Source organism: Pseudomonas sp. 15C (assembly GCF_055484735.1).
Map to the genome: position 1 here is coordinate 1 of NZ_JBUDGD010000034.1, position 25,423 is coordinate 25,423.

28 protein-coding genes are annotated in these 25,423 nt (G+C 61.6%); 5 read left to right on the forward strand and 23 right to left on the reverse strand.

Going from position 1 to position 25,423, the window contains the following annotated elements:
- Positions 1-268: 268 nt before the first annotated feature.
- The 3 genes from ACYYKW_RS17465 to ACYYKW_RS17475 form a co-directional block, all read right to left on the reverse strand.
- A complete protein-coding gene (locus tag ACYYKW_RS17465; protein WP_203418420.1) occupies positions 269-646 on the reverse strand; it encodes a type II toxin-antitoxin system VapC family toxin in 378 nt (125 codons plus the stop codon).
- The gene (locus tag ACYYKW_RS17470; protein ID WP_464990696.1) at positions 643-981 is read right to left on the reverse strand and encodes a type II toxin-antitoxin system Phd/YefM family antitoxin; all 339 of its coding nucleotides are present in this window, start codon (positions 979-981) and stop codon (positions 643-645) included. Before ACYYKW_RS17470 ends, ACYYKW_RS17465 begins: the two co-directional genes overlap by 4 nt.
- Before the next feature lie 200 nt (positions 982-1,181).
- Positions 1,182-2,483, reverse strand: coding sequence for an erythromycin esterase family protein (locus ACYYKW_RS17475; protein ID WP_464990656.1), 1,302 nt, complete (start codon positions 2,481-2,483; stop codon positions 1,182-1,184).
- A gap of 174 nt (positions 2,484-2,657) precedes the next feature.
- Between ACYYKW_RS17475 and ACYYKW_RS17480 the strand changes: the two genes are divergently transcribed.
- Complete coding sequence (locus ACYYKW_RS17480; protein WP_336355583.1) at positions 2,658-2,858, forward strand: hypothetical protein; 201 nt, start codon at positions 2,658-2,660, stop codon at positions 2,856-2,858.
- Between the two features lie 274 nt (positions 2,859-3,132).
- Here the strand turns inward: ACYYKW_RS17480 and ACYYKW_RS17485 are convergent, their stop codons facing one another.
- A complete protein-coding gene (locus tag ACYYKW_RS17485) occupies positions 3,133-3,750 on the reverse strand; it encodes a helix-turn-helix domain-containing protein (RefSeq protein WP_093100987.1) in 618 nt (205 codons plus the stop codon).
- 45 nt (positions 3,751-3,795) lie between these two features.
- Here ACYYKW_RS17485 and ACYYKW_RS17490 point away from each other — a divergent pair, with 45 nt between their 5' ends.
- Positions 3,796-4,491 carry a B3/B4 domain-containing protein gene (locus ACYYKW_RS17490; protein WP_464990657.1) on the forward strand — a complete coding sequence of 232 codons (696 nt, stop codon included), beginning with the start codon at positions 3,796-3,798 and terminating at the stop codon, positions 4,489-4,491.
- Positions 4,492-4,531: 40 nt separating this feature from the next.
- Here ACYYKW_RS17490 and ACYYKW_RS17495 read toward each other — a convergent pair whose 3' ends face one another.
- From ACYYKW_RS17495 to ACYYKW_RS17520, 6 genes are all read right to left on the reverse strand, one after another.
- A complete protein-coding gene (locus ACYYKW_RS17495) occupies positions 4,532-5,455 on the reverse strand; it encodes a LysR family transcriptional regulator (protein ID WP_090284007.1) in 924 nt (307 codons plus the stop codon).
- Between the two features lie 93 nt (positions 5,456-5,548).
- On the reverse strand, positions 5,549-6,259 hold the full coding sequence (locus tag ACYYKW_RS17500) for an SDR family NAD(P)-dependent oxidoreductase (RefSeq protein WP_464990658.1): 711 nt from the start codon (positions 6,257-6,259) through the stop codon (positions 5,549-5,551).
- Positions 6,260-6,309: 50 nt separating this feature from the next.
- Positions 6,310-6,966, reverse strand: coding sequence for a DsbA family oxidoreductase (locus ACYYKW_RS17505; RefSeq protein ID WP_464990659.1), 657 nt, complete (start codon positions 6,964-6,966; stop codon positions 6,310-6,312).
- Positions 6,963-7,178 (reverse strand): tautomerase family protein, encoded by a 216-nt coding sequence (locus tag ACYYKW_RS17510; protein ID WP_093101002.1) that lies wholly within the window; start codon positions 7,176-7,178, stop codon positions 6,963-6,965. Before ACYYKW_RS17510 ends, ACYYKW_RS17505 begins: the two co-directional genes overlap by 4 nt.
- A gap of 160 nt (positions 7,179-7,338) precedes the next feature.
- Entirely contained in the window at positions 7,339-8,034 is a 696-nt protein-coding gene (locus ACYYKW_RS17515; RefSeq protein WP_464990660.1) for a tRNA (adenine(22)-N(1))-methyltransferase, read from the reverse strand.
- Between the two features lie 143 nt (positions 8,035-8,177).
- Entirely contained in the window at positions 8,178-9,227 is a 1,050-nt protein-coding gene (locus tag ACYYKW_RS17520) for an NAD(P)-dependent alcohol dehydrogenase (protein ID WP_464990661.1), read from the reverse strand.
- 223 nt (positions 9,228-9,450) lie between these two features.
- Between ACYYKW_RS17520 and ACYYKW_RS17525 the strand changes: the two genes are divergently transcribed.
- A complete protein-coding gene (locus ACYYKW_RS17525) occupies positions 9,451-10,377 on the forward strand; it encodes a Gfo/Idh/MocA family protein (RefSeq protein ID WP_464990662.1) in 927 nt (308 codons plus the stop codon).
- A 58-nt stretch (positions 10,378-10,435) separates the two neighbouring features.
- Here ACYYKW_RS17525 and ACYYKW_RS17530 read toward each other — a convergent pair whose 3' ends face one another.
- Positions 10,436-10,675, reverse strand: coding sequence for a hypothetical protein (locus tag ACYYKW_RS17530; RefSeq protein WP_336355591.1), 240 nt, complete (start codon positions 10,673-10,675; stop codon positions 10,436-10,438).
- Positions 10,676-10,851: 176 nt separating this feature from the next.
- Here ACYYKW_RS17530 and ACYYKW_RS17535 point away from each other — a divergent pair, with 176 nt between their 5' ends.
- Positions 10,852-11,064 carry a hypervirulence associated TUDOR domain-containing protein gene (locus ACYYKW_RS17535; RefSeq protein WP_093101011.1) on the forward strand — a complete coding sequence of 71 codons (213 nt, stop codon included), beginning with the start codon at positions 10,852-10,854 and terminating at the stop codon, positions 11,062-11,064.
- 9 nt (positions 11,065-11,073) lie between these two features.
- Here the strand turns inward: ACYYKW_RS17535 and ACYYKW_RS17540 are convergent, their stop codons facing one another.
- The 3 genes from ACYYKW_RS17540 to ACYYKW_RS17550 form a co-directional block, all read right to left on the reverse strand.
- Complete coding sequence (locus tag ACYYKW_RS17540; protein ID WP_464990663.1) at positions 11,074-12,336, reverse strand: NAD(P)/FAD-dependent oxidoreductase; 1,263 nt, start codon at positions 12,334-12,336, stop codon at positions 11,074-11,076.
- 71 nt (positions 12,337-12,407) lie between these two features.
- Positions 12,408-13,355 (reverse strand): dihydrodipicolinate synthase family protein, encoded by a 948-nt coding sequence (locus ACYYKW_RS17545; RefSeq protein ID WP_464990664.1) that lies wholly within the window; start codon positions 13,353-13,355, stop codon positions 12,408-12,410.
- A gap of 55 nt (positions 13,356-13,410) precedes the next feature.
- Positions 13,411-14,337: a 4-hydroxyproline epimerase gene (locus tag ACYYKW_RS17550; RefSeq protein ID WP_464990665.1), complete on the reverse strand. Its 927-nt coding sequence runs from the start codon at positions 14,335-14,337 to the stop codon at positions 13,411-13,413.
- Between the two features lie 256 nt (positions 14,338-14,593).
- Between ACYYKW_RS17550 and ACYYKW_RS17555 the strand changes: the two genes are divergently transcribed.
- A complete protein-coding gene (locus ACYYKW_RS17555; RefSeq protein WP_464990666.1) occupies positions 14,594-15,364 on the forward strand; it encodes a PAS domain-containing protein in 771 nt (256 codons plus the stop codon).
- A 3-nt stretch (positions 15,365-15,367) separates the two neighbouring features.
- On the opposite strand, the gene ACYYKW_RS17560 is transcribed toward ACYYKW_RS17555, so the two are convergent.
- The 9 genes from ACYYKW_RS17560 to ACYYKW_RS17600 form a co-directional block, all read right to left on the reverse strand.
- The gene (locus tag ACYYKW_RS17560) at positions 15,368-15,964 is read right to left on the reverse strand and encodes a LysE family translocator (protein WP_464990667.1); all 597 of its coding nucleotides are present in this window, start codon (positions 15,962-15,964) and stop codon (positions 15,368-15,370) included.
- Between the two features lie 55 nt (positions 15,965-16,019).
- Positions 16,020-16,856 (reverse strand): AraC family transcriptional regulator, encoded by an 837-nt coding sequence (locus tag ACYYKW_RS17565; RefSeq protein WP_090283981.1) that lies wholly within the window; start codon positions 16,854-16,856, stop codon positions 16,020-16,022.
- Positions 16,857-17,057: 201 nt separating this feature from the next.
- Entirely contained in the window at positions 17,058-18,239 is a 1,182-nt protein-coding gene (locus ACYYKW_RS17570; RefSeq protein ID WP_464990668.1) for an MFS transporter, read from the reverse strand.
- A gap of 107 nt (positions 18,240-18,346) precedes the next feature.
- Positions 18,347-19,633, reverse strand: coding sequence for an aminotransferase class V-fold PLP-dependent enzyme (locus ACYYKW_RS17575; RefSeq protein WP_464990669.1), 1,287 nt, complete (start codon positions 19,631-19,633; stop codon positions 18,347-18,349).
- Positions 19,634-19,713: 80 nt separating this feature from the next.
- On the reverse strand, positions 19,714-20,610 hold the full coding sequence (locus ACYYKW_RS17580) for an EamA family transporter (RefSeq protein ID WP_093101032.1): 897 nt from the start codon (positions 20,608-20,610) through the stop codon (positions 19,714-19,716).
- Positions 20,611-20,641: 31 nt separating this feature from the next.
- Positions 20,642-21,871 carry an ATP-grasp domain-containing protein gene (locus tag ACYYKW_RS17585; RefSeq protein WP_464990670.1) on the reverse strand — a complete coding sequence of 410 codons (1,230 nt, stop codon included), beginning with the start codon at positions 21,869-21,871 and terminating at the stop codon, positions 20,642-20,644.
- Positions 21,872-21,901: 30 nt separating this feature from the next.
- Complete coding sequence (locus ACYYKW_RS17590; RefSeq protein ID WP_464990671.1) at positions 21,902-23,233, reverse strand: ATP-grasp domain-containing protein; 1,332 nt, start codon at positions 23,231-23,233, stop codon at positions 21,902-21,904.
- A 69-nt stretch (positions 23,234-23,302) separates the two neighbouring features.
- Positions 23,303-24,643 (reverse strand): ATP-grasp domain-containing protein, encoded by a 1,341-nt coding sequence (locus ACYYKW_RS17595; protein WP_464990672.1) that lies wholly within the window; start codon positions 24,641-24,643, stop codon positions 23,303-23,305.
- A gap of 15 nt (positions 24,644-24,658) precedes the next feature.
- Positions 24,659-25,411, reverse strand: coding sequence for a hypothetical protein (locus ACYYKW_RS17600; RefSeq protein ID WP_090283971.1), 753 nt, complete (start codon positions 25,409-25,411; stop codon positions 24,659-24,661).
- Positions 25,412-25,423 lie beyond the last annotated feature (12 nt).

The following is a 25,423-nucleotide window of genomic DNA, read 5'->3' on the forward strand; positions in this document are numbered from 1 at the left end:
CAGCGTATTCCCAACTACCGCAACCTGATGAACAGCTACTCGGCGCTGACGGCGCAGCAGAAGTAATCGGTATCGCTGTACAACAAAGCCCGCTTTGAAAGCGGGCTTTTGTCGTTGCCACCTTAAACACACCGCTCCCACAGTGGACCGCATTTCAATTGAAGAACCACGAACAAATTGTAGGAGCTTGCCTGCAAGCGATGGCGGCCCGACATTCAATATGGATTTTGAATTACGAAGCGCGATTGCAAGAAAGCCACGCATCGGGTTAAACCAGAACCACCAGATCAGAATATCGAGCGACCAACGGATCGGCCGTAAGCAACCTCATCGGTTCGGTCATGGCTGTGGCAACGATAATGCGATCAAACGGATCCCGATGATGGTGTTCAAGATCCTTCACAGCTATGGCGTGTTCCGTGGTCACCGGCAATTCGATAAACCCGCTATCAAGGCAATGTTGGCGGACGTCATCCAGATCAACATCCAATTTACCGAGCCCGACCTTGATAGCCATTTCCCAAAAAGTGGCGGCACTGATGTAGATATCGGCAGCGTTTTCAATCAGCTTTCTGGCTTTACCAGACAATTTGGCGTCATCACTGAGCGTCCAGAGCAGAATATGTGTATCAAGCAGTAGCCTCATGTCTGAGTGCCTTCGAATGCATCCAGCATGTCATCGGGCAATGGTGAGTCGAAATCTGCAGGCAGCAACAGTTTGCCCTTCATTGCACCAATACGCTTTGCGGTCGGTTTTCCCGCAGGAACGAGGCGAGCCATCGCCCGGCCATGCTTGGCAATCGTGATGACTTGTCCAGCGGCGGCATCATCGACAAGTTTGGATAGGTTGTTTTTAGCTTCGGCCAGCGGAACGATGATCATCAGTTCACTCCAATATTCTGGACAAATATAGCCAGAATAATTTGGCGCTGCCAATCCCTCGGCGCTTTCAGCCCATTTGGAAAAGATGTCTCTATGCATTTTCGCCTCGCTGTTCTTTCGATTGAACAAGGCTTCACCATAGAACTATCCATTCACGCTGGCTGTAGGACGAAACGGAGGTTGCAGCGAGAGCTTTCGGCATTTGTCCACGGACAGAACAAAATCGGTAAAAAGTCATACAAACGACTCTCTGGCAAGCCAGCCGCCACTCAGTTTTTATGTCGCTGTACCGATACGGTTCACACCCCAAACGGAAATGTGTCCTCTTCATGACTCGATGACTCCGGGCTCGACAGCGGTGTAATCGCCGTGGTCTGCGCGCACCATAAATACGCATCGAATTGCTCACTGAGGGTGGCGTCGAAGTAGTGGCTTTGGCGTTCGGTCTGCGGGCGGTAGATCACCCCGATCGCGCGTTCGAGCAGGCGCCGCGTGAGGGCTTCGCGCAACTCGGCGCGATCTGCCGCGCGCCAGTCATATAACGCCTGCGGGCAACCGGCCTCGACACAGGCGCGCTCCCAACTGCGCGGCAGGGCGGGAAGCACATTTTTGATCTGCATCGGCGCGTCCCAGTCGTCGGCAGCAGCCACGCTGCCCTGATCGGTGCCCATGCCGATCAGCACCGCGTCTTTGCCGAAGGCTTGCCGGCACAGCTGGCCGAGGGTCAGTTGGCCGCTGTCGCCCATTTGCGTGGCGCGGGCATCGCCGATGTGCGAATTGTGCGCCCAGACGACCACTTTCGCCTCGTGCGCGTGGCGCATGCGCAACGCTTGGAGGGTCTCGAACATGTGCCGGTCGCGCAGGTTCCACGATTCGCGGCTGCCGCGATACATCGCTCGATAATATTGTTCGGCGGCGTGCACGACGCGGGCGTTCTGGGTGGCGTTGAACAGCGCTTCGCCGTCGTTTTTCATCAGACTCAGACGTTCATTCAACAGGGCCTGAAGTTGTTCGAGCACGGCGCGTTCGCAAGTGGCCATGCCGCCCACTTCTGTGAAATGCCCGTAGAGCGCCGGATCATCGTGCCAGGGATTCAGGCAGGCGTAGCGCTGTTGTGCTTCGCGGGCCATGGCCGGGTCGGTGTCTTGCAGATAACCCAGCACCTCGCGAATCGAACTGCGCAGGCTGTACACGTCGAGTCCGCGAAACTCCACACGCTGCTCTGCTGGTTGCGCCTGGTTGTATTGCTGCAACCAGCGGGTAAACGCCTGCACATCGGTGTTGCGCCACATCCACGTCGGGAAGCGTGAGAACGCCGCGTCGTGCCAGGCCCCTTGGCCTCGGCCGCGCACGCAGCGATCAATCTGATCGGCGTCCGGCCAGTCAGCCTCGACCGCGACAATGGTGAAACCATGATGGGCAATCAGATGCCGGGTGATCGCCGCGCGTGCTTCGTAGAATTCGTGAGTGCCGTGGCTGGCTTCACCGATCAGCACCACCTGGGCATCGGCGTAGCGGTCGAAGAGGTCGGCAAAGGCGTCACTGCCAACATTCGGCAGCGGTTCGGCGTACTCCATGAGGGTCGAGACCAGAGTGTCCATGTGCGGATTCTCCGTGGAGGGTTGTGCATTGGAAAACCCACAGCAAACAGCGGTTCCATCGGACTGAGCGGACGGCTGCCTGCCCGGCGATGCACCGTTCGTCCAGCGTTGGGCACTTGCCCGGCCTGGGCTTTTCTCAGTTCTAACCCCTGTGAATCACTACGGAGAGCAGACATGAACATTGACGAAAACGCACCGGGCAATCAGTCGCAGCAAGGCGCAACACGCCCGACCGACAACGAGGCCGGGCAAGATTCCCCGCGCAAAAAACCCGAGGTGCCGCTGCCGGCCGATGACGAAGCACCGGTTGATGAAGACATGGCGGATGTCGACGCGACGAACTCGGTTTCGCAGGAACATCCCAAGCCGCAATAACAGCGCAAACGCAGGCGTAGACAGTTGAGGGAGTGTTGCAGCTCAAAAGCCCCTCACCCTAACCCTCCCGAAACGTCGGACCGCCCGGGGGGAGAGGGGACTGATCGCGTGGGATATGAGACGTGCATCGACCTGAGCGCTCTGCGTAGAACTCAAACCTCGAAAGCGACAAGGATCGGCTCCCTTTCCCCCTCGCCCCCTGTGGGGAGAGGGCTGGGGTGAGGGGGCTCGATTCAGGCAACCCCACACAAATCACGCCGGGCTAACAAGCCGCTTACACTCCCCGAACCGCCTGATGAATCTCCGTCACCGACATCGTAAACACCAGCTTCGATTTCCCCTGATTGGCATACTCATGCGGCACATCGGTCCTGGCCACAGCCGAGCAACCCGGGCCGATGATCAGTTCAACCTCGCCAACCTTGAGCCGCAGCGTGCCTTTCTCGACGTGAAACAGTTCGGTGGTGCCGTGCGGGTGGCCGGGAGAGCTGTAGCTTTCGCCGGGGAACATCTCCCAGCGCCACAATTCGAGCATGTTCGGCCCGCTGGTGCCGGCCAGCAAGCGCGCCGATCCACCGAGCTCGCCGTGCCATAACGTGGGAATGTCCTGACTGTCGATCAAATGCGCCGCGGGTGTGTCGGCGACGTTGACGAAGTCCGCCACGGAAAGCCCCAGCGCAGCGGCGATCTTGCACAGAATCGCGATGCTCGGGTTGGCGGCGCATTTCTCGATTTCGACCACCATGCCCTTGCTCACGCCGGCGCGGCGCGACAGTTCGTCGAGGGTCATGTTCTGCTGTTTTCGGGCCTGCTTGAGAGTGCGCGCTACGGCTTCGCTTACGCTCTGGACGTCGGCGCCGGCCTCGGTCGATATATTGACTTTTTTGGTCATTGGTCGCTAGCATCGGTTGAAATTCAGATTTAAGGGGATTCTGGGATGCTGTCTGTCGTGCCGTCAATCGATCCGGCTGTTGCGCAACTGGCGCCGGGCTTCAGAGCGTTGAGTATTGTCGTGCAAGCGGCGCCGATTACCCGCCCGCTGATTGCCGGCGAAGCGCTGGCCAACGCCTGTCAGACGGTGACCTCGGGCGGTCCGGAGTGGGCGGCGGCGCATCTGCAGGCGTGGGCCGAGGTGTTCCGCCGCTTCGGCGCCAAGCCGCAACGTACGCCGTGTTCGGCCGAAGCACTGCGCAAACGCGTGCTGCGCGACGGCAGCCTGCCGAGCATCGACCCGGTGGTTGATCTCTACAACGCCATCAGCCTGGCCTACGCGATCCCGGTCGGTGGCGAAAATGCCCAGGCCTACGTCGGCGCGCCACGCCTGGTGGTGGCCGACGGCAGCGAACCGTTCGACACCATGAAGGAAGGCGCCCCGGCCCATGAATTCCCTGACGCCGGTGAGGTGGTCTGGCGCGACGATCAAGGCGTGACCTGCCGCCGCTGGAACTGGCGCCAGGGCGTCAGAACCCGCCTCGATGCCCAGGCGCAGCAGATGTGGTTCATCCTCGAAAGCTTGCCCGAGATGCCGCTGGAAGCACTGACCGAAGCCGGCGACAAACTCATCGAAGGCCTCCAGCAAATGATGCCCGGTGCCGAGATCGAAAGCATGTTGATCGGACCGGGGGCGGGCTGATCTGCGCCCGTGAATCGGTATCGCAATTCAATTCACCCACCTAGGCGCTCGCCCACGCTTCGCGATACTGCAACAGAAAATCCACAAACGCGCGCACCCGCTGCGGCACATAGCGGCCGTGCGGGTAGAGCAGGGTGTAGGGCCGTGAACGCCCGGCGTAGGGCTGCAACACCTCGATCAGGCTGCCGTCGGCCAGCTCTTTTTCGACGATGAACTTGTAGGTCTGGAACACCCCGGCGCCGTGCTTGGCCAGGGTAACGCCGCCGAGTACGTCGTCGGAACAGGAATAGCCGCCGTCGGACATGACTTCGCGGTCCTCACCGTTTTCCTGAAACAGCCAGGAGATGCGCCGACCGCTGCTTGGCAGCTCGAACTGAATGCAGTCATGTTGCACCAGGTCTTCGAGGGTGTGCGGTGTGCCGGCCTTGTCCAGGTAATCGGGAGAGGCAACCACCACCAGTTTCGCGTCTTCGAGCAGACGCGCGATCATGCTCGAGTCGGGCTGGGCGCGGACGCGGATCGCCAGGTCGTAGCCTTCGCCGACGAAGTCGATGTTGCGGTTGCCCAGGTGGATATCGACGCTGACCTGCGGATACAGCGCACGGAATTTTGGCAGCAGCGGCAGGATACGGTGGTGGCCGTAAGTGGTCGGCAGGCTGATGCGCAACAGACCCGACGGCGTGGTCTGCGCGCCCATCACTTCCTGCTGTGCCTCGACCAGTTGGGTCAGGGCCTGGCTGCACTGGAGGAAGAAGTTTCGCCCGGCTTCGGTCAGGCGAATGCTCCGGGTGGTGCGGGCAAACAGGCGTGAACCCAAACGTTGTTCCAGACGCAGAATCGACCGGCTGACAGCCGCGGGGGTGACCCCGGCCAGTTGCGCGGCGGCGGTGAAGCTGCCGGCCTCGGCGGCGAGGCAGAACAGCTCGATACTGCCCAGTTGCAGGTCATCAAAATGGCGCTTCATGTGGGTACACCGAGGTTTGCCTGACATGTGATCCTCGGTGTTATCTCACGAAGCAGCACCGCCGGTACACACCGGCGGGGAAGCGGGGAGCGATCAGTGGCCAGCGCTTTGGCCGCCGTCGACATGGAGGATTTCACCAGTGACGAAGTTCGCGGTGTCGAGGTACAGAATCGCCTGGACGATGTCATCGATCTCGCCCATATGGCCGACCGGATGCAGACTGCCAAGGGCCGCGTGGGTCTCTTCGCCGTGCATCGGCGTTTTGATGATGCCAGGCGACACCGCGTTGACCCGAATGCCACGTTTGGCGTACTCGATAGCCAGGGATTTGGTCGCTGCGTTGATGCCACCCTTGGTCAGCGAAGCGAGGACCGACGGCACGCCGTCAATCGCGTGGTCGACCAGGCTGGTGGTGACGCTGACGATGTGGCCGCTGGCGTTCTTCTGCATTTCGGCGATTGCCAATTGTGAGATGTAGAAGAAGCCGCTCATGTTGGTCGCCACGACCTGGGCGTAGTCGGCGTGGCTGTACTCGGTGAACGGCTTGGCGACGAAGATCCCGGCGTTGTTGACCAGCGTGTCGATCCGGCCGAAGCGGGCGACGGCTTCACGAATCACCCGCTCGGCGGTTTGCGGGTCGGCGATGTCACCGGCGACGGCGAGAATATCCGGGTCTGTCGAAGGCTGGATCGAACGCGAGGTCGCGACCACTTTGTAACCGCGCTCGCGGAAGCTTTTGACCAGACCTGCGCCAATGCCTTGCGAGGCGCCAGTGATAACCACAACTTTGTTGGAGGTGTTCATGATGTTTCCTCTATGCAATCTGAATGGATTGGTTAACGACTTGCGAAATCTCAGGCGTGCGCCGGAACCTGCGCGGCCTGGCGTAACGCTTGCTCGTAATAAGCGACGGACTGCGAACCGGCGATGAGCTGTTGGTCGTCGATGACCATGGCCGGAACCGAATCGATGCCGCGCAGTTGGTAGAACCGTTCGAGTTCACGCACTTCCGTGGCAAATTCCCCGTTCGCCAGCACGGCCTGCGCTCGCTGGCTGTCGAGGCCGACGGCGCCAGCCAGAGTGACCAGCGTGGCGTGCTCATCCGGGTTCTGGCCGTCGCTGAAGTACGCCTTGAGCAGCGCGCGTTTCAGTGGCCGTTGCAGCCCTTGTGTTACGGCCCAGAACAGCAGGCGATGGGCATCGAAGGTGTTGTGAAAGTGGCTGCGTTTTTCCAGGTCGAAGTGAAAACCGATCTGCGCGCCACGTTCGATGATCATCGCGTTGCGGTCCGCCACTTGCTCGGCGCTGCGCCCGTATTTGCACATCATGTGGGCAATGGCGTGCTCGCCTTCGGCGGGCATGTCCGGGTTCAGTTCGAACGGTTTGTAAGTCAGTTGCACCTCGACTTCACCGGCCAGATTGCTGATCGCCTGTTCCAGCGCGGTGGCGCCAAGGGCGCACCAGGGGCAGACGACATCCGAAACGAAATCTATTTTTACCGTGCGGCTCATGACTGCGAATCCGCCAGTTGCTTGCGGTACTCGGTGGTGCTGATGCCGGCGTAGCCCCAGTTATCGGTGTCGACTTCTTCGATGACGATGTGGGTCAGGTGCGGATCCTTTTTCAGCACGCGGGTCATGGTCTCGGTGATTTCCTGGATGACCTGGGCTTTCTGCTCGCGGGTGACGCCGTCGCGGGTGATACGAACGCTGATGAAAGGCATGTGAGCTATCTCCAGTCGCTGGCCCGTCGGAGTGAAGGGCCGCTGTTGGAGTGAACTTTAGGGGGCAGGGTTGAATTGATAAATGGGGCTTGCGGTACTTCATTTGTGATGCGGTGTATCTAATCGAAGCGTGCTGATCACGGTTCGAGGGGGGAGAATTTCAGGCGAGCAGTTCCTCGATCCAGCGCGTCTGTTGCGCGAGGGCTTGAAGCTTTTCCTGCGGCACGGTCTGTCGCGCCTGGGCGAGGCGGGTCAGGGTTTTCTGCTTGAGGCGTAGTCGATGCTGCCATTTGCGGATGAAGGCCGGGCTGCGCGTCTGCATCTGCACTGGGCCGAAGTACAGTTGCTGGTCGGTGTAGCTCACCGGGCCGTCGCGCTCGGCCACGATGATTTCGTAGTCGAAACGGTTTTCATGCAGCACTTCTTCGCTGAGGATGCGGTAATCGTGCTCCATCAGCCATTCACGCAAAGGCTGTTCGCCGCCATTGGGTTGCAGGATCAGGCGTTCGCGGCCGCTGAGGTGGGCCTTGCCCGCTTCGAGGATGTCGCGGATCGTCTCGCCGCCCATGCCGCAAATGCTGACGGCTGTGATGCCATCGTCCGGTTTGATCGCCGCCAGACCATTGGCCTGCCGCACGCTGATGTGCGCCCGCAGATCGTTTTCACGCACCGTGCGTTGCGCCGCCCGGAACGGCGTCAACGCCACTTCGCCCGCCACCGCTGCGCTGATCAGGCCGCGGCGCAGCAAGGCGACCGGCAGATAAGCGTGATCCGAGCCGATATCGGCCAGCCGCGCACCGACCGGCACGTGTGCAGCCACGCGCTCAAGGCGCAGGGACAAAGTCTGTTCGTTCAACGGCAACCCCTTTCAACACCAGCCTGCGGCTCGACGGCAGGCAAAGGGGTGCGACTCTGGCGAGCCGCGCTTGAGCTGTCAAATCGCGCCGACAGAATCGTTGCGCCCATCGCCAGCGCCAGGCTGGAGATGGGCGCGCGGGGTTAGCCGGCCAGGGTTGCGTTGTCGATCACGAAGCGATATTTCACGTCGCCCTTGAGCATGCGCTCGTAGGCGTCGTTGATCTGCTCGGCGCCGATCAGTTCGATGTCCGAAACGATGCCGCGCTCAGCACAGAAATCGAGCATTTCCTGAGTCTCGGCAATCCCGCCGATCATCGAACCGGCGATGGTGCGGCGCTTGGTGATCAGGTTGAACACGTTGGGCGACGGGTGCGGCGAGGCGGGCGCGCCGACCAGCGTCAGGGCGCCGTCACGCTTGAGCAGCACCAGAAACGCATCGAGATCGTGGGGTGCGGCGACGGTGTTGAGGATCAAATCGAAGCTCTTGGCATGCGCGGCCATTTCTTCGGCGTTGCGCGACACCACCACTTCATCGGCGCCCAAGGCTTTCGCCGCGTCGCGCTTGGATTCCGAGGTGGTGAAGGCGACGATATGCGCGCCCATCGCGTGCGCCAGTTTGATACCCATGTGCCCCAGCCCGCCGATGCCGACGACACCGACTTTCTTGCCCGGCCCGGCGTTCCAGTGACGCAGCGGCGAGTAGGTGGTGATGCCCGCGCACAGCAGTGGCGCGACGGCCGCCAGTTGTGCCTCGGGATGACGGATGCGCAGGACATAGCGCTCGTGCACGACGATGTTTTGCGAGTAACCACCCAGCGTCCAGCCCGGCTCATCCGGGGTCGGGAAGTTGTAGGTGCCGACCATGCCGTCGCAGTAGTTTTCCAGACCGCTTTCACAGTCGTCGCAATGTTTGCAGCTGTCGACAATGCAGCCGACGCCGACCAGATCACCGACCTTGAAGTCTGCAACATGCGCACCCACCGCCGAAACCCGGCCGACAATTTCATGGCCCGGTACGCAAGGGAATTGCGTACCGGCCCATTCGGCGCGCACCTGATGCAGGTCGGAGTGGCAGATGCCACAGAAGGCGATGTCGATCTGTACGTCGTGGGCGGCCGGCGCGCGGCGCTTGATCTGCAGCGGCTCAAGGGGTTGGTCGCCGGCGTGGGCACCGTAAGCGTGTACAAGCATGGGAACGTCCTCCATCGGTTTATCGTGAGGTTATTCTTGCGGGTCTGGCGTATCCGGTCATGGTGCAATCCTGTGCGATGCTTGCCTGATCCTGCGAGGTACCACAGACCTTGTGAATTTGTGACGTTGCGCCGACAGACGCTCAAGTGATTTGCAGGTAATCTGCCGACGCGCTGACTCAAACGCGTCAGCTGACTAAAACAAAACAAAAGCGGAGTCATTGATGCAACCAATCCGTCTCGGTCTGGTGGGCTACGGCAAGATTGCCCAGGATCAACACGTACCGGCGATCACCGCCAATCCCGGATTCCAGCTGGTTTCGGTCGCCACCCAGGGCAAACCCTGCGCCGGGGTCGAGAATTTCCAATCGTTGACCGAGCTGCTGGCCAACGGCCCGGCGGTGGATGCGATCGCGTTCTGTACACCGCCGCAAGGTCGCTTTGCACTGGTTCAGGAGGCCTTGGCCGCGGGCAAACACGTGCTGGTCGAAAAGCCGCCCTGCGCCACCTTGGGCGAGGCTTTGGCTTTGGTCGATCAGGCGCAGGCGCAAGGCGTCAGTGCCTTGTTTGCCTGGCATTCGCGCTACGCCCCTGGCATCGAAGCCGCTCGTGACTGGCTTGCCTCGCGCACCCTGCAAAGCGTGCAGATCGACTGGAAAGAAGACGTGCGCAAATGGCACCCCGGCCAGACGTGGATCTGGCAACCCGGCGGCCTCGGCGTATTCGACCCGGGCATCAACGCCTTGTCGATCGTCACCCACCTGCTGGCGCTGCCACTGTTTGTCGAAGCCGCCGAGTTGCGCGTGCCGAGCAACTGCCAGTCGCCGATTGCCGCCTCGATCAAAATGTCTGACGCGAACCACCTCGATGTGCGCGCCGAATTCGACTTCGACCATAGTCATGACGAACTCTGGAGCATCGAAGTGCGCTGCGCCGAGGGCGTGTTGCGCCTCGATAACGGCGGCGCGCTGCTGAGCATCGATGGCGTGCGGCAGACGGTGTCGGAAGAGGGCGAATACGCCGCCGTCTATCGACACTTCCAGCAGTTGATCGGCACAAAGGCCCGTGATCTGGACGTGCAGCCGTTGCGCCTGGTGGCGGACAGTTTTTTTGTCGGTAGCCGGGTGGCGGTTGAGGCGTTTTACGACTAGTCGTCAGGATCGCTCGCTTCGTGGCAGCGCTGCCTAACCACAGCGCTGCCACGCCGGCTCAACGCGGGTTAGGTTGATCATCCATCTCCGCATTGTCGGTTTCCCTGCGCACCCGTTCCGGGTCGAGACCGGTGCTGTCATCGTCCAGCGGAATTTCGCCCTCGTTGTCAGGGAGTTCATCGATGCCGCGATCCTTCATCGGATCGACTTCGGTGCGGCCCGGGCTCAACGGATCCGGGGTGGTCGGAAGCGGATCGTCCTGAACGGTTGCGCCTTGCAGGTTTGGGTCGTTGGTCATTTCACACCTCGCGTTGTGCGCTGTTTTATCGGCGTACAGGTTGGAGGTGCAGGGAAATCATGCCGTTCGATTTTTCCGCGTGCCGGTGGTCGGCTCAGCCGTGGAAACACGCTTTGTTGAATTTTCTCCGGTGACAGAAGATCCACAGCACAACCATGACACATGAGGAAATCGACATGAGCGCTTCATTCAAAGTCGGCGATGCGGTGCGCTGGAACTCCGAGGCCGGGGAGATTCATGGCACGGTGGTCAAGGTGCACACCCGCGATACCGAGTTCATGGGCCGCCATCGGCCGGCGTCGAAGGACTCGCCGCAGTACGAGGTCAAGAGTGACAAGACCGGTCACTTGGCCATGCACCACGGCGAGGCGCTCAAGCGCGTTAACTGACGCGCTCAATCAGAAACGCGCCAATCGGTAACGATCTCCCTTCGGCAAATCAGGCGCCGGATTTGAAGCCGGGAACGCCATCTGCACCAGCATTTCGGCGGTGACTGCTGCCTGGGTCAGGCCCAGGTGCTGGTGACCGAACGCGAGCAATACCTTGCCCTCGCAGACCTGATCGATGATGGGCAGCGAGTCCGGCAGCGAAGGGCGAAATCCCATCCACGGCGTTGCCGCTGCAGTGCTCAAATCCTCGCGAAACAGGCCTTGGCTCAAACGGTGCAATTGCCAGGCGCGTTGCATATTGGCCGGTTTATGCAGGCCGGCGAATTCCACCGTGCCCGCCAGGCGCAGGCCTTCGGTCATCGGCGTCATGATGAACTTGCGCTCCAGCGAGGTGACGGGGAAGGGCAGTCGACCGGTTTCGTGGGGTAGCATCAGGTGATAACCGCGCTCGGTGTCCAGCGGGACCTTTTTGCCGGTGAGGGCGGCGGTGAGTGGCGCCGAATGGGCGCCGCAGGCGATCAGCACGCGGCGGGCGCTGATTGGCCCGTTGTCGGTGTGCAGACAAACGCCGTTGTCCTGCACCTGACCACCCGCCACCCGCTGCTGCAAAAAACTCATGCCGCCAGCCTTGGCCGCATCGACCAACGCGGTCACTACGCGGTAGGGATCGATGAAATGCCCGGTGCTTGGGAAGAACAAGCCGCCCTGAATCCGTTCGCTCAGCTGAGGCGCGGTGTCGCGAATGGCGTCGGCCTGCCAGGCATCCACCGGCACTTGTTGCTGGTGCAACCTTTGCTGCAACGCCTCGATTGCCTGCCGTGATTCGCCGCGCTCGTACACCAGCAATGAACCGTCGACTTTAAGCAAATCGCTGCGCTGAATATCGCCGAGCAAACGTTGCCACGCCCCAAGGCTGCTTCCGTTCAATGCGCGCAAACCGGCGACCGTATTCTCGAACGGCTGCGCACGCAGATTCAGCAACAACCGAGTGAACCACGGCAGCGCGCGCGGCAGGTAGCGCCAGTCCAGGCGCAACGGCCCCATCGGATCGAGCAGCATGCCCGGCAGGCGTTTGAGGATCGACACGTCGGCGATGGGAAAAACCTGCTCGGTCGCCAGATGCCCGGCATTGCCGAACGAAGCGCCATGGCCGTGGGGCTGCTGATCGATCACGACCACGCGCAAACCCTGACGGGCCAGACGCAGCGCGCAGGCAACGCCAATAATGCCGGCACCGACCACGGCGATGTCGTGCGCGGGGTTATTTGCCATGGTGTGTTCCTGAGAAAAAGAGGAGGAACTGCCGGCAACCTCGGGCTGCACGGCAGGTGCAAGTGCGTGACTCAGGCGAAGTCCTGTTCCGCCAACCAGTTTTCATACCAGTGACGGAACAGCGCATATTGCTGCTCGGCGTAACGCCGTTGCGAGTCGCTCAAGGCGTCGGTTTCGTTGAAGTGCAGGGTGTATTCCTTGTCGCCGTTGAGCACCATCAAATGCTTGTAATACAGGACCAGATCGCAGCCCTCATCGAACGACGACAACACCGCCAGCGCCGACTCCAGCTCCCGCGCCTGGCGCCGCGCCCTGGCGTCGCCCTTGGCCGCTTGCTTGCTCAGCGCCACCAGTTGCAGCACTTCGCGCGGCAGGGCGTTGCCGATGCCGGTGATCGCGCCGGTGGCGTTGCAGTTGACGAAACCGTGCACCACTTGGGTGTCGACGCCGACCATCAGGGTCACGTCATCGTCCTTGGAGGTGATGTTTTCGGCGGCGTAACGCAGGTCGGCGGCGCCGCCGAACTCCTTGAAGCCGATAAGGTTCGGGTGCTCGCGACGGAGTTCGAAGAACAGCTCGGCGCGGGTGGCGAAGCCGTAGTAGGGGCTGTTGTAAATCACCGCCGGCAGGTTCGGCGCGGCTTGCAGAATCGCCGAGAAATGCGCCTTTTGCGCCGCCGCAGAAGCCCCACGCGACAGCACTCGCGGAATCACCATCAGGCCTTGCGCGCCGACTTTGGCGGCGTGCGCGGCATGGGATATCGCCTCCCGGGAATTCACCGCGCCGGTGCCGACAATCGTCGGCACGCCGGCCGCGACCAGCCGCGCCACGCCTTCCTGACGCTCGGCTTCGGTGAGCAGCGGCCAGTCGCCCATCGAACCGCAATAGACCACCGCGCTCATGCCGATGTCGACCAGTTCGCGACCCTTGGCCACCAGCGCGTCGAAGTCCGGGGTGCGCTGGGCGGTGCACGGGGTCATCAGGGCCGGCATGCAACCGGTGAAGATGTTGTCGCTCATTGTCATGACTCCTTGGCACAGCATTCGAAGTAAGGTGAAAAACCAGCGTGGCGGCTCAGATGCCCCACGCGAACGGATCCTGTTCGTCGATCAGCAGGGTGCTGTCGGCGGTCATGTAGGCGCGGCCGGTGATGAACGGGCGAATGCGCTCGCCTGCCCATTCGAAGCGGCCTTCGAACTGGCTGCCGGTGATGCTCGCCTGCACCCAGAGCGCCCCGGGCTGCAATTTGTCGTCGGCAGCCAGGCAGGCGAGTTTGGCGCTGGTACCGGTGCCGCACGGTGAGCGGTCATAGGCTTTGCCGGGGCACATGACGAAGTTGCGGCTGTCGGCGTTGGCGTCATCGGCGAACAGTTCGATGTGATCGATGACCGCGCCGTCCTCACCGTAAATGCCCTGATCTTCAAGGGCTTTGAGCATGGCCCAGGTGTAGGTGGTGAGGTGGTCGACGTGGTCCATGGTCAAGGTCTGGCCGTGCTCGGAGACCAGGAAGAACCAGTTGCCGCCATAAGCGATGTCGCCGGATACCTGGCCAAAACCCGGCACGTCTACCGCCACCTGCTTGCGGTAGCGATAGGCGGGCACGTTGCCGACGGTCACGCTGCCATCCTCGTGCAGGGTGGCGCTGACCGGGCCTACCGGCGTGTCGATCCTGTGTTCGCCGGGCTGGATCTTGCCCAGGTACTGCAACGAGTTGATCAGGCCGATGGTGCCGTGGCCGCACATGCCCAGATAACCGGCGTTGTTGAAGAAGATCACCCCGCAGGTGGCCTCCGCCGAGACCGGCGGGCAATACAGCGCGCCGACCAGTACGTCGTTGCCGCGCGGCTCCAGCAGGCAGGCGCGGCGCCACTGATCATGCTGGCTGCGCAGGGCATCGCGTTGTTCGGCGATGGTCGCGCCGGGCAGGGCGGGGAAGCCGTCCATTATCAACCGGGTAGGTTCGCCGCCGGTGTGCGAGTCGATCACGTGCAATCGTTTCATGGGCATGTCCCGTAGATGATTTCAGTAGGCGCCGAGGACTCACGCTGGCGCTGGAGACAGCGACTTCACTTTCCGGCCTGACTCTGCACTCATCGACGCAGCAGCGATTGATGTTTTAGCGCGGCATCGATGACGAATTCAGCACAATGGCGCTGCTGGAACGCCACGCTCGACAGGCTTCGGGCGATGTTGCAATCTGCACGCGACCGCCGCAGATCGGGCACCTGGCCGATCCACGAACCGAGGACACTCTTTGATGCACAGCGCGCTTTCGATCCTGGCGCAGGGCGGCAACGGCCAGCGCCCGCAGACCCTCGAAGAACTGGTGGCGAGCGCCGCGCTGCTGTTACCGATGCTCGACGTGATCCCCAACGCGGCGATTTTCATCAAGGATCTGCAGGCCCGATATGTCCTCGCCAATCGCACGCTGGTGCAGCGCTGCGGCTTGAGGGATTTGCGTCCGTTGCTCGGCAAGACCAGTGCGCAGGTGTTCCCGGCGCAACTGGGGCCGGGTTACACCGAGCAGGATCGCAAAGTGCTGGAGGAAGGGTTTGTGCTGCAGGATCAGCTCGAACTGCATCTGTATGGCAGCCGCGAGCCGGGCTGGTGCCTGACGCACAAACAGCCGCTGTACAACCGTGGCGGAGAAATCATCGGCCTGGTCGGGATTTCCGTGGACCTGCAATCAGCCAGCGAAACCCACCCGGCGTTCGAGCGGCTGGCGGCGGTCGACGAACACATTCGTGCCAACTTCAATCGCCGGGTGACGCTGGGCGAACTCACGCGCATCGCCGGCATCTCGGTGGCGCAACTGGAGCGCTACTGCAAACGCGTGTTCCATCTGACGCCGCGGCAGATGATCCAGAAAATACGCCTGGAACACGCGCACCGCTTGCTGCACAGCGACCTGCCGATCACTGACGTGGCGCTGCAATGTGGCTACACCGATCACAGCGCCTTCACCCGCCAGTTCAAGGCCTCGACCGGGTTCACCCCACGCGAGTATCGGCAGGCGACAGGCAATTAGAACTCACAGCAACACCGCCAGCCACGCCGAAATCAGCAGCAAAAGCGCCAGCGCGGCATTCATGCGCCGGTACGCCCGTGCGGAGCCGAACAACCGCGTGCTGCCCACCCCGAGCAGCGCCCAGAAGGTCATGCACGGCAGCGAGACCAACAGAAAGGCCAGTGACAACACCAGCAGGCGCAAGGTCTTGTCGCCTCCGCCGACGAACACACTGACCACCGCCACGGCCATCATCCATACCTTCGGATTGACCAGTTGCAACAGCGCCGCGCCGAAGACGCTGATGCCTGGGGATTGTTGCTGAGCGGGGTCCAGCGACGGCGGCGGGCTGCGGAAGATCTGCCAGGCCAGCCAGCTCAGCCAGAGCACGCCGCCCCAGGCCATGGCGTGTTGCACCAGCGGATAGCGCAACAGCGTTTCGCCAGCGCCCAGGCCCACCACCAGCACAATCAGCGCCGCCGCAGTGCAGGCGCCGAAGATGATCGGCAGGGTGGCAAGCAGGCCCTGCCGGGAACTGTGGCTCAGCACCAGAATATTGGTCGGGCCGGGCGTGATCGAAGCCACGAAAGCGAACAGCAGAAAGGGCAGTAATGAGGCCATGATGCGCAGATCCTGAAAGTTGAAACAGGCCTGCATGATCGCCAGTCGGCGCGCCTCAGTCTGGAAGGTTTGAGCAGCGCTTGCGGTAGTCTGCCGGGGTCAACTGGTAGGCGCGTCGGAACCAGCGGCCCAGGTGACTCTGATCGGCAAACCCCAGCACACAGGCAACCTCGGCCGGCGTCTCGCCGCGCGCCAGCAACTGCCGCGCCTTGGCCAGGCGCAACTGGATCAGATAGGCGTGCGGGGCCAAGCCAAAAGCAGCCTTGAACGCGCGGCTCAGGCGAAACCGGTCGACCCCGCAGATCTTCGCCAGATCATCCAGACCAATGTCTTCAAAGGCATGCGCGTGCAGATAATCCCGCGCGACCTGCGCTACCAGCGGCAAGCGTGGATCAATCGGCTGACGCTTGCGCCAGTCGAGGTGGCGAGTCAACGAGCCCAGCAGCCCGTCGATGGCGGTTTGGCGGACGATGCGCAAATCGCCGTCGTGCAGCGCATGAAAGGCCTGAACAATCGCGGTGGCGAGACGCGGGTCCTGGCTCAGCGTGTCGGCAAATCCCGGCTGACTGTTCGACGGTGCGTCTTCGTAAAGCGCATGCACTTCGCGCTCGAGCCAGTGCGGATCGAGGTACAGCATCGAATAGGTGAAACCGTCCTCGGTCGGCGCATGGCCGTCATGAATTTCCCCCGGTTCGAGCAGAAACACCTGGCCCGGCGTACTGCGATGGCGCCTGCGCCGGCAATTGAATTGCTGCACGCCTTGCTCGGTGACGCCGACCAGAAAACTGTCGTGCCAGTGCGGGTCGTAGGCATGCCCTTCAAAATGAGCGCGAATCGATTCGATCCCGGTGTCGACATCCTGGGACAGTTCGATCCAGTTGCGTTTATCCACGAAGGCTCCAGGGTTCGGATTGGCGAAGTACGGCTGGATAAAATACCGCGCAATGGCTTGAGGCGTTTAGAACATTTGTGCAGAACGCGCCTGCAACTCGCCGAGCGTATTGGCAGGACATTTTGCCGCGACGAAAAAAAACCGGCGTAATCAGCCGGTTTTTTCTTCAAGCGATCGTCTGAACGACGCTCTGCGCAATGCTCAGACGCTGACTGCCTCCACCGGCGCCTGTCCTCGCGCAAAGCGAGTGGCCGAAGTTTGCAGCAACAGGGCCACCGTCAATGACACCAACAGGAACGGCAACAGCCAGGCGTTTTCGATGATCGCCAGTTGCAGGCTGAGTATCAGCAGCAGCACCGGCGTGGCCAGCGCGTTGGCTTTGCTCACGTACAGGCCCACGGCGGCTTCGCTGTAGCGATAGGCGATCGCCACGCGGATGTGGACTCGTGCACCGCCGAATGCCATGCCGAGAATCAGCAGGCTCAGCGCCTTGAGCAGCAGCGTGTCAGACATCAGCCACCACATCGAAGTGGAAATAACGGCCAGAGCGATCAACGCGCAGAGGTAGGCGAGCAGGTTCCGTCCGGTATTGGCAATGATCACCAGCACGCCGATCAGGGCCATGCCCAGGCCAAATACGGCGTCGAGCACGCCGAGTTCGAACAGCGACCAGCCATGATTCGACACGTACACCGGCAGCATGAAATTGAAGGCGCCGAGAATGGGCCAGATCAGCACCATTGGCACAAACAGGGTTAACGGCAAACGCGCCGGCGCCACGACCTTGCCGGCCTCCTGAACCGCCACCGGCAGGCTGCGACGGCTATGACAAACGCCCGCGACCAGCAGGAAGCCGGCGCCGAGCACCAGCGAAAAACCCATCCCGTTCAATATCGGCATCAGACCTGCGGCCAGCAACGGCCCGACCATCAGCGCGGCCTGGCTCGTCGCCGTGGTCGCGCCGCTGATCCGCCGCACCGTGGTTTGATCCATGCCTCGTTGCAACTGGGTAAACCACATGTCCAGACTGGCCTCCAGCGACATGATCATCAGCCAGACGAACAGGTTGGTGACCAGCAGGCCGACCGTGACATTGCGCGACAGGCCAGAGATCAACGCCAGTCCGGTCAGGCACAAGACGAACCAGGCACTCATCTGGCGACCGTCCATGCGGCGTGACAAGCGTTTGATCATCACCGGTGTGATGAAGGCCGGTATGAACGAGCAGAAAATCGCCAGCGCCAACGGCAGGTAATCGTCATCGTTCTGTTTGAGAATGGTCCAGGTCAGCGATACCAGCAGTGCACCGGAAAACAGTCGATAAACCGTCGAGCAGAACAGGAAAACCGCCAGTTCCTTCGAGGTACTTTGTTGTTCACTCATTAGATCGATCCTTGCCCTTGGGCACACACGATGCTTGGATGGATGGCCGAGGTCAGCCCCGGCGCCCGGGTGGCGGGCTGCCAGGGTGATGGCTGTTCGGGCCGGGGTCAGACCAGCGTGCGCATGACCTCGAGGGTCCTGTCGATGTCCCGCGCAGTGTTGATGATGCCGGCCGAGAATCGCACCGTTGAATGCCGGTAGGGGGTGGCGCTGGCGATGATGTTGTGCGCCTTCAATTTCGCCACGATTTCCTTGGGCGTCGAACCCTTGACGTCACAGCAGACGATGCCTGCGGAAAACTCAGCGGCGCGCGGCGTGTGCAAGTACACATTGGGCAGTGCGGCCAGACCTTCTTTGAGTTGCCCGTTGAGTTCGGCCACACGATCAGCGATGCGCTTGCGTCCGATTTTCTTGATGAATTCGAACGCCTCGATCACGCCCCATTGGTTTTCAAATGCCAGGAACCCGCCCGGGCTGACCCAGGCTGCCTGCGTTTCGCCTTGCGGATCGCGCAGCTCACGCCAGGCATTGCCGGGCTCGGCGGCCATGATGGTGGGGATGGTCGGGACGATCTGCGCCCATTGGCCTTCGCGCGCCCAGACCAGCCCCGTACCATGCGGGCCGAGGATCCACTTGTGGGTGCCGGCGCTGAAAAAATCACAGCCGAGGCTGGCCACCTGGGCTTCGGAGCAACCGAAACCGTGCACACCGTCGATCACATAGATGATCCGGTCCGCCTCGGAGCGATTCTGATTGAGCCGCGCCACCAGCGCCCCGATTTCCTTGACCGGCAAACGCACGCCGGTACCGGAATGCACCCAGGTCATGGCGAGGATTCGCGTGGTCGGTCTGATGGCGGTTTCGATGCGTGCGACGATGGCGTCGACGCTGACATCCTCGGGGCCCTCATACAGATCGATGCGGCGAATGCTGCCGCCCCATTTGACGACGGCGAGGCGCATGGCCTCGTCGTGGGTATACCACTCGTGGTGGGTGGTGAGGATTTCCTGTTCGGGCTCAAGCTTCAGACCGTTGTAGATCATTGCCAGGCCCTGGGTGGTGCTGGTGGTCAGCGCGATGTCCTCGGCGCGACCGCCGGTGTATTCGGCAGCTGCGGCGCAAACCTTGCGCCAGACCATGTCGTCGGGCCTGGCGAACATGTTGTCTTCCAGGTAGGTGTAGGGGTTCTCATCGAACGCCTGGCGGTGGCGGGCCATGGCTTCGCGCACGGGTTTGGGGTTGGAGGCCAGAAAAAAATTGGAAATGTGCACGAACTGCGGCGACAGCTTGAACTGCGCGCGAACCGACGCCCAGTCGGCCGGATCGAACGGCGTGGTGGTGTCATTGTGCGCCGGTGCCTGAGCCGCCTGCGCGCTTGCCAACCCTGCAATCATGCTGCCTCCAATCAGGGACGCCCCGACAGTGGCGCCCATAAAATCACGTCTTCCCAGACTCATACCGATTCCCTGTCGATTCATAGTGAACTGCGCGCAGGACGCGCGAACATAGCATTGAAAATACGCTGGCCATAGAGGCCGACAGCCAGCCCGAGGACAATGAACACCACCGCGAGGATCTTGCTCGCCGGCACGCTTTCGTTGAACACCACCACCGAGCCGAGCATTCCGAAGATCGGCACCAGCAATGACAGCGGCGCCACCGTGGAAACCGGGTAGGTCTTGAGCAGCGAGTTCCAGATCCAGTAGGCGAACAGTGTGTTCGGGTACACCTGAAAGAGGATCGACAGTACGGCGGTCGTGTCCACCTGTTGGACGAACGCGGTGTAGCCGGCGCTGCCGTTGACCGCGTAGTCGAGGGCGAACAGCGGGATCGGTGCAAAGGCACTCGACCACACCAGGAAGCCAAAGACATCCTTGGTGCTGGCCTTCTTGTTGATGACGTTGGCCACGCTCCACGAAGCGGCGCCCACCAGCACCAGCAACACCCCGGGCACACTCACCGAACCGTCGCTGATCTTGATGATGCATAACAGCCCCGCCAGTGCGATCAGCATGCCCAGAATCTGGAAGCGGGTCAGCGCTTCCTTGAACACCCAGCCGCCGAGCAGAATGGTGAAGAAGGCGCTGAATTGCAGGACCAGCGAAGCGATGCCTGCGGACAGACCGGCCTTGATGCCAAGATTGACCACGCCCCACAGGCCGATGCCGAACACCAGGCCGTAGCCGATGATGTAGCGCCATGGCACATCGGGCTTGCGGATGAAAAAGATCGCCGGTAACGCACAGAGACTGAAGCGGATACCCGCCAGAATGAACGGGTCGACGGTGGCGAGCCCCAGTTTGATGACTGAGAAATTCACACCCCAGATCGCCGTGATCAATACAGCCAACACTACGTGCAGTGGTTTCATGGATGAATGGCCTTGAAGGTCAAAGGCGACGTCACGCAACGGACGTCAGGTCATGGGCGAGGCTCACCCGGGAAAACAGCGTTTGCAGCAGCGCGCGGGTCTGTTGCGGCTCGGCGGTCTTGACGATGCCGGCCAACGGCGCTTCGAACGCCGAATACGTCACGTGCTCTGGCAGCAGCGAGCCTGTCGGCAGTTCGTTCCACTGCACGATGTGCGGGCTTGCTCGCAGTTCCTCGGCGCCGTTGAGGCCCTGATAGATGCGTTGTGCATGGGTGTGGCCAGGGAACACGAACCAACCGAAACCGAGGTCCGGCGGCTGTGCGGCGAACGGCGCAATATCCAGTTCGCCATCGACGTGGATGCGCAATTCCAGCGACGGCAGATGAATGCCGGTCGCCAATTCATAGGTTGCAACCACATCTGCACCGCCGACCCGGTTGCCGACTTCGAGGAACACCGGTTCGTCGCCATCCATGATCGCTTCCAGGTGGAAGGCGCCGTTGTCGATCTGTACAGCCTGCAACGCTGCGCCCACCCAGGCGTGCATGGCCTCGGTGGTCGGCAGATGCCAGGAACCCAGCGCACTGCCGCGCTCCATATAGTCCAGGCAGGTGCCGACGTATTCGCTGGAGAGCAGGGTCAGGATGCGCCCATTGAGTACCAGTCCGTCGAAATGACGGATCGGGCCGCTGATGAATTCTTCGACCTGGAAGTCTTCGATGGGCAGCGCCAGTTCACTGATCTTGTGGCGGATTTCATCGAAGGCCTGCGCCGGTTGTGAGTGGATGCTGACGTCCATGCTCGATGCGCCACTGTGCGGTTTGAGCACGGTGGCGCTGGTCCATGGCACTCGCCCTTGCAGAGCCAGGTAGCGCTCCAGCGCCATGAAGCGCGGTACACGCAACCGGCGTGCCTGCACCGCGGCCTTCATTTCCAGTTTGTTACGAGCCAGCGTGACCGCCTTGAGCGAGGCCCCCTGAATGCTCAGGGTTTCGCGCAATCGCGCCGCATCGAGCAGTTCGTACTCGGACATCGAAATGACCCGGTCGAAGGTCTGCGGATGCTGCGCCAGCCACGCCAGGGTTTCGTCACAGGCGTTGCTCAGCCCCGGCCGGACCACGCGCGTGCAGCGCAGCTCTGGCGGCAGGGTGTCGATCGCCGATTGTTTACCCAGGTACGTGACGTCATGCCGTTCGTGGTCGATGCCACGGTGGTAGTCGATGCGAGGGTAGGGGACTCGGTGGAGAATCAGGATTTTCATGCCAGTGGTCTCGACGCGTGAAAAAAAGGCTCAGGAGGCGACTTTCAAGGGTTGCTCGCAGGCCAGGCTGCGGTTCAGCACCACCTGCCATTGTTCGCGCAGCACCGTCACCAGATCGCGAATGTCTACGCGCGGGTCATGCAAGGCGACGCAGGCGTGGGCAACGAAATCGCTGTTGTCTCTCGGGATCGCGTGGATCAACCGCGACTCCCCGGCGATCCATGCACATTCCAGTAGCGTGATGTCGGCGCTGGCCATGGCGAATGTTTGCGCGGCGCGGGTCAGTGTGTCCTCGACCAGGCTGTCGATCGCGCCGAGTCCACTGACATCCAGAGTCATGTCCTGCGGCACGCCGAACATCACGGTGGCCGCGCTGCAGGAAGCATCGGGCAGTTCGCGCGGGACGGTGGCGGCGAATACCGAATCGACCCACGCCGCGTACAGGTCCAGACCATGAACGGCTTTGGCCAGTGTCCAGATTTTCATCCCGCCCGGCCGCCGGTTGGGTTCGATGACGGCCGTGTGGTAATCCCTGTCGCTGAGCTTGATCTCGTTGTGAAACGGGCCGATTCGCTGGCCTACCAGGCGATTGACCTGCTCGCCGGTCAGCCGGATCGCCTGACGCTCCTGCGTGCTAAGGCGGGCGGGCAGAATCTGCGCAACCTCGACCGGATAGCGCCCGGTGGCGCTGACTTTTTCGGTGATGAACCACAGCTCGCCAAGCCCATCGTAGGAATACTCGCGGGTATAGGCGATAAAAGCTTCGGCCAGCACGCCGCCGTCCAGATACGGTGCGACCTCGGCAAACGCGTCTTCGCAGTCACCGCCCGGAGCAACCATGACCACGCCGCGATTGTTGCCTTCACACGCGGGTTTGATGACGAAACCGCGCTCCTGGCGCAGGGCAAAGTTGCGCACATCATTGACGCATTCGATCGGCTGAAAGTCGGGCAGCATCACCCCGAGACGGTCCAGCAGCGGTGCAATCGCTCGCTCGGCCTCGCGGTAGGCGAGCTTGTCGAAGGCCGCGAGCGCTCGTGCGGCGTCGTCCACCGGCAGGCCGAGCCGTTCGAGCAGCGCCGCGCCGCTGGCCACGGCGTTGTCGGAAAACACCAGCCCGGCGCTGATCCGGGCCGCGTCACCGGCCAGCCGATGCAAGGCCTGAGCGACGAAGTCGGTGGCCAGCGGGTCGGCGTCGATCACCCGGTCGCTGATCTGCAGGTCATGGTCTTGCGGGTTGGCCCGGATCAGCCAGGTTTCGGCTCCCCAGCGCTCGCGCGCATGGTTGCGCATATGCAGGACATCGCCGATCCGGCTCAGGTTGTAATCCACTATCAGCAATACAGGCGCACGCAGCGGCATGTTGGTCATCCTCGATACTTGTCAGTGTTCATGAACAGCAAGGCTGTGCCAGGCGCTGGCCTGGCGTAATCAAGGGGTGCCGGGTTCGTAGCGAATATCCAGCGCCGTTGCGGACAGGTGCGCCAAACGCTCTAGCTCCTCGGCCTGGCGGCTGCGATCGAAGGCCCACAGCAACTGGCCGAGAAACACCTCTCGGGCATGGGCTGGAATCACATCGCCGGCCTTGAGCAGGATGTGCTTGACGGTGGGGGCGAGGGGCAGCTCGTTCAGCGCCACCGAACTCAACGTTCCCGGTTGAGCGAAATACACCCGGAAGAACGTCGCCACCGACTGTGCACTGGTGCCATCCGCCTGCCACTGGAACGCGTTCAGCTGTTGCGCGAGGGCATCGCGTGGCGCGTGATCGTCCTGGCTGGCCAGCAACAGATCCAGCCACAGCGACAGCATGCTGTGGCCGTGGGTGACGGCTTCGACACTGTGGGAAATCAGGCTGCCACCCACGCGTGGATTGATCTCGATCAGATCCCAGTGCTGCCCGGTAAAACGTGCCTCGATGTGATAGCAACCCCAACGCAGCGCCATGCACTTCAAGACTTTTTCCAGCCACTGCAGGCCCGCCGCGATCTGTGCCTGATCGAGGCTCGCCGGGGGCGTGGTGCAACTGTCTTCAAGGACGGTGTCAGCGGTTTCGGTCACTTCGTATTTTTCGTGGATGGCAACGACATGCGTCTGGCCGTCGATCAACAAAGTCTCGAAGCTGAATTCCTGGCCGGCAATGTAATCCTCGGCCATGAACTGCAGCCCGTCATTGAATGCCGAGGCGTATACCGTGTCCTCGACCGAGGCCAGGCGCAGCGTTTCGAGGGCCTTCCAGGTGGTGTCCTCACGCAGCGGAAATGCCGCGTAGGACGCAATTCCGTGAATCGGTTTGATGAAATAACGCGCGCTCTGCGCTTGCAGCGTTTGCAATACCGGTGCGGTCAGCGCGTGCGCACGGGCTTGCGACAAACCGGCATCGGCCAGTTGATTGCGCACATTGAGCTTGTTGCGCAATGCCAGGGCCTGCTGCGCGTCGATGTCATAGGTGCCGAGCGCTGCGTTCGCCGCCGCCATCAAGTGCCGATAGCCTTCCCACACACTGATGCAACAGGTGACCTGTTCGCCCGACTTGTGCAGGGTTTGCAGGGCATTGTTGACGTCCTCCAGTTTCAATTGGTGGGAGTCGGCGGTGTAGAGCCGGTCCGCCCAGACCTGGATCTGCTCCAGGCGAGCCGGCACATGCTCGGCGAGCGGCAATGAAGTCAGCACGAAACACCGGAGCTGGCGCCGTTGCAGCTGCTCCTTCAAGTCCTCCAGGAAAGAAAAGCCACAGTGGCTCAGGATCAGAACACCGGGTCGATTCGAATTCATTGCCTGCTCCATGGCTTAAGCAGCCTTGTCTTGCGGCTTGGCCAGGGTGTCGATGTACAGCTCGCTGAAATACATGGCGAGGATTTTCTGGTGCTCGGCCAGGTAACGCTTCAGGGCTGCGATGTCCTGCTCGCCTTTGATCAGGAAGCGCAGGGCTGCCCAGACTTCACCCGGATGGTCATCGTTGATGTCGGTGTGGGAGTGCGACACCTGACCCACGATGTTCTTTTCGCCAACCGAAACCTTGAGCGCTTCGAGCTTGCGCGGCTCCAGCTTCACGTTGACGTACTCGACCAGGTAGGAATAGGCGATCACACCCAGTGGACCTTCGTGATCCAGCAGGTAGGAAAAGAAACCGGCCAGCAGTTTGGTCGACAGGTAGGGTTCGGTGGCGAGGAACTCTTCGCGGCTTACACCGACACGTTGCAGATCCTGGATGAACAGGTCGTCATGGAGCATTTCTTCCTGTTCGTAGTGAGCCCAGATCTGCGCGGCTTCCGGGCTGACCTTGGCAACCTCGACCAGTGCCTTGGCTTCGGCCACGCGCAGCAGACGGATGCGCCATGCGGTTTCGACCAGGTGGCGTTTGTAATAGGCGCTGTTGACGTCTTTGCCTTCCAAGTGTGCGGCTTGAGGCACGGTTTCGTACCATTGCTCAACTTGCCCGTCGATGATCCGGTCGATTTCCCCACGCAGATTTACCGAAGCGGCAGCGTTGAGGAAAGGTGTGCGATCACCATAGCCAACATTCTTTACACGGTTAAGCATATTCAAGCCTCT

Coding starts and splice junctions, on each gene's coding strand:
- ACYYKW_RS17465 (WP_203418420.1), bottom strand. CDS start 646: ATGAGGCTACTGCTTGATACACATATTCTGCTCTGGACGCTCAGTGAT.
- ACYYKW_RS17470 (WP_464990696.1), bottom strand. CDS start 981: ATGCATAGAGACATCTTTTCCAAATGGGCTGAAAGCGCCGAGGGATTG.
- ACYYKW_RS17475 (WP_464990656.1), bottom strand. CDS start 2,483: ATGGACACTCTGGTCTCGACCCTCATGGAGTACGCCGAACCGCTGCCG.
- ACYYKW_RS17480 (WP_336355583.1), top strand. CDS start 2,658: ATGAACATTGACGAAAACGCACCGGGCAATCAGTCGCAGCAAGGCGCA.
- ACYYKW_RS17485 (WP_093100987.1), bottom strand. CDS start 3,750: ATGACCAAAAAAGTCAATATATCGACCGAGGCCGGCGCCGACGTCCAG.
- ACYYKW_RS17490 (WP_464990657.1), top strand. CDS start 3,796: ATGCTGTCTGTCGTGCCGTCAATCGATCCGGCTGTTGCGCAACTGGCG.
- ACYYKW_RS17495 (WP_090284007.1), bottom strand. CDS start 5,455: ATGAAGCGCCATTTTGATGACCTGCAACTGGGCAGTATCGAGCTGTTC.
- ACYYKW_RS17500 (WP_464990658.1), bottom strand. CDS start 6,259: ATGAACACCTCCAACAAAGTTGTGGTTATCACTGGCGCCTCGCAAGGC.
- ACYYKW_RS17505 (WP_464990659.1), bottom strand. CDS start 6,966: ATGAGCCGCACGGTAAAAATAGATTTCGTTTCGGATGTCGTCTGCCCC.
- ACYYKW_RS17510 (WP_093101002.1), bottom strand. CDS start 7,178: ATGCCTTTCATCAGCGTTCGTATCACCCGCGACGGCGTCACCCGCGAG.
- ACYYKW_RS17520 (WP_464990661.1), bottom strand. CDS start 9,227: ATGCTTGTACACGCTTACGGTGCCCACGCCGGCGACCAACCCCTTGAG.
- ACYYKW_RS17525 (WP_464990662.1), top strand. CDS start 9,451: ATGCAACCAATCCGTCTCGGTCTGGTGGGCTACGGCAAGATTGCCCAG.
- ACYYKW_RS17530 (WP_336355591.1), bottom strand. CDS start 10,675: ATGACCAACGACCCAAACCTGCAAGGCGCAACCGTTCAGGACGATCCG.
- ACYYKW_RS17535 (WP_093101011.1), top strand. CDS start 10,852: ATGAGCGCTTCATTCAAAGTCGGCGATGCGGTGCGCTGGAACTCCGAG.
- ACYYKW_RS17540 (WP_464990663.1), bottom strand. CDS start 12,336: ATGGCAAATAACCCCGCGCACGACATCGCCGTGGTCGGTGCCGGCATT.
- ACYYKW_RS17545 (WP_464990664.1), bottom strand. CDS start 13,355: ATGAGCGACAACATCTTCACCGGTTGCATGCCGGCCCTGATGACCCCG.
- ACYYKW_RS17550 (WP_464990665.1), bottom strand. CDS start 14,337: ATGAAACGATTGCACGTGATCGACTCGCACACCGGCGGCGAACCTACC.
- ACYYKW_RS17555 (WP_464990666.1), top strand. CDS start 14,594: ATGCACAGCGCGCTTTCGATCCTGGCGCAGGGCGGCAACGGCCAGCGC.
- ACYYKW_RS17560 (WP_464990667.1), bottom strand. CDS start 15,964: ATGGCCTCATTACTGCCCTTTCTGCTGTTCGCTTTCGTGGCTTCGATC.
- ACYYKW_RS17570 (WP_464990668.1), bottom strand. CDS start 18,239: ATGAGTGAACAACAAAGTACCTCGAAGGAACTGGCGGTTTTCCTGTTC.
- ACYYKW_RS17575 (WP_464990669.1), bottom strand. CDS start 19,633: ATGATTGCAGGGTTGGCAAGCGCGCAGGCGGCTCAGGCACCGGCGCAC.
- ACYYKW_RS17580 (WP_093101032.1), bottom strand. CDS start 20,610: ATGAAACCACTGCACGTAGTGTTGGCTGTATTGATCACGGCGATCTGG.
- ACYYKW_RS17585 (WP_464990670.1), bottom strand. CDS start 21,871: ATGAAAATCCTGATTCTCCACCGAGTCCCCTACCCTCGCATCGACTAC.
- ACYYKW_RS17590 (WP_464990671.1), bottom strand. CDS start 23,233: ATGCCGCTGCGTGCGCCTGTATTGCTGATAGTGGATTACAACCTGAGC.
- ACYYKW_RS17595 (WP_464990672.1), bottom strand. CDS start 24,643: ATGAATTCGAATCGACCCGGTGTTCTGATCCTGAGCCACTGTGGCTTT.
- ACYYKW_RS17600 (WP_090283971.1), bottom strand. CDS start 25,411: ATGCTTAACCGTGTAAAGAATGTTGGCTATGGTGATCGCACACCTTTC.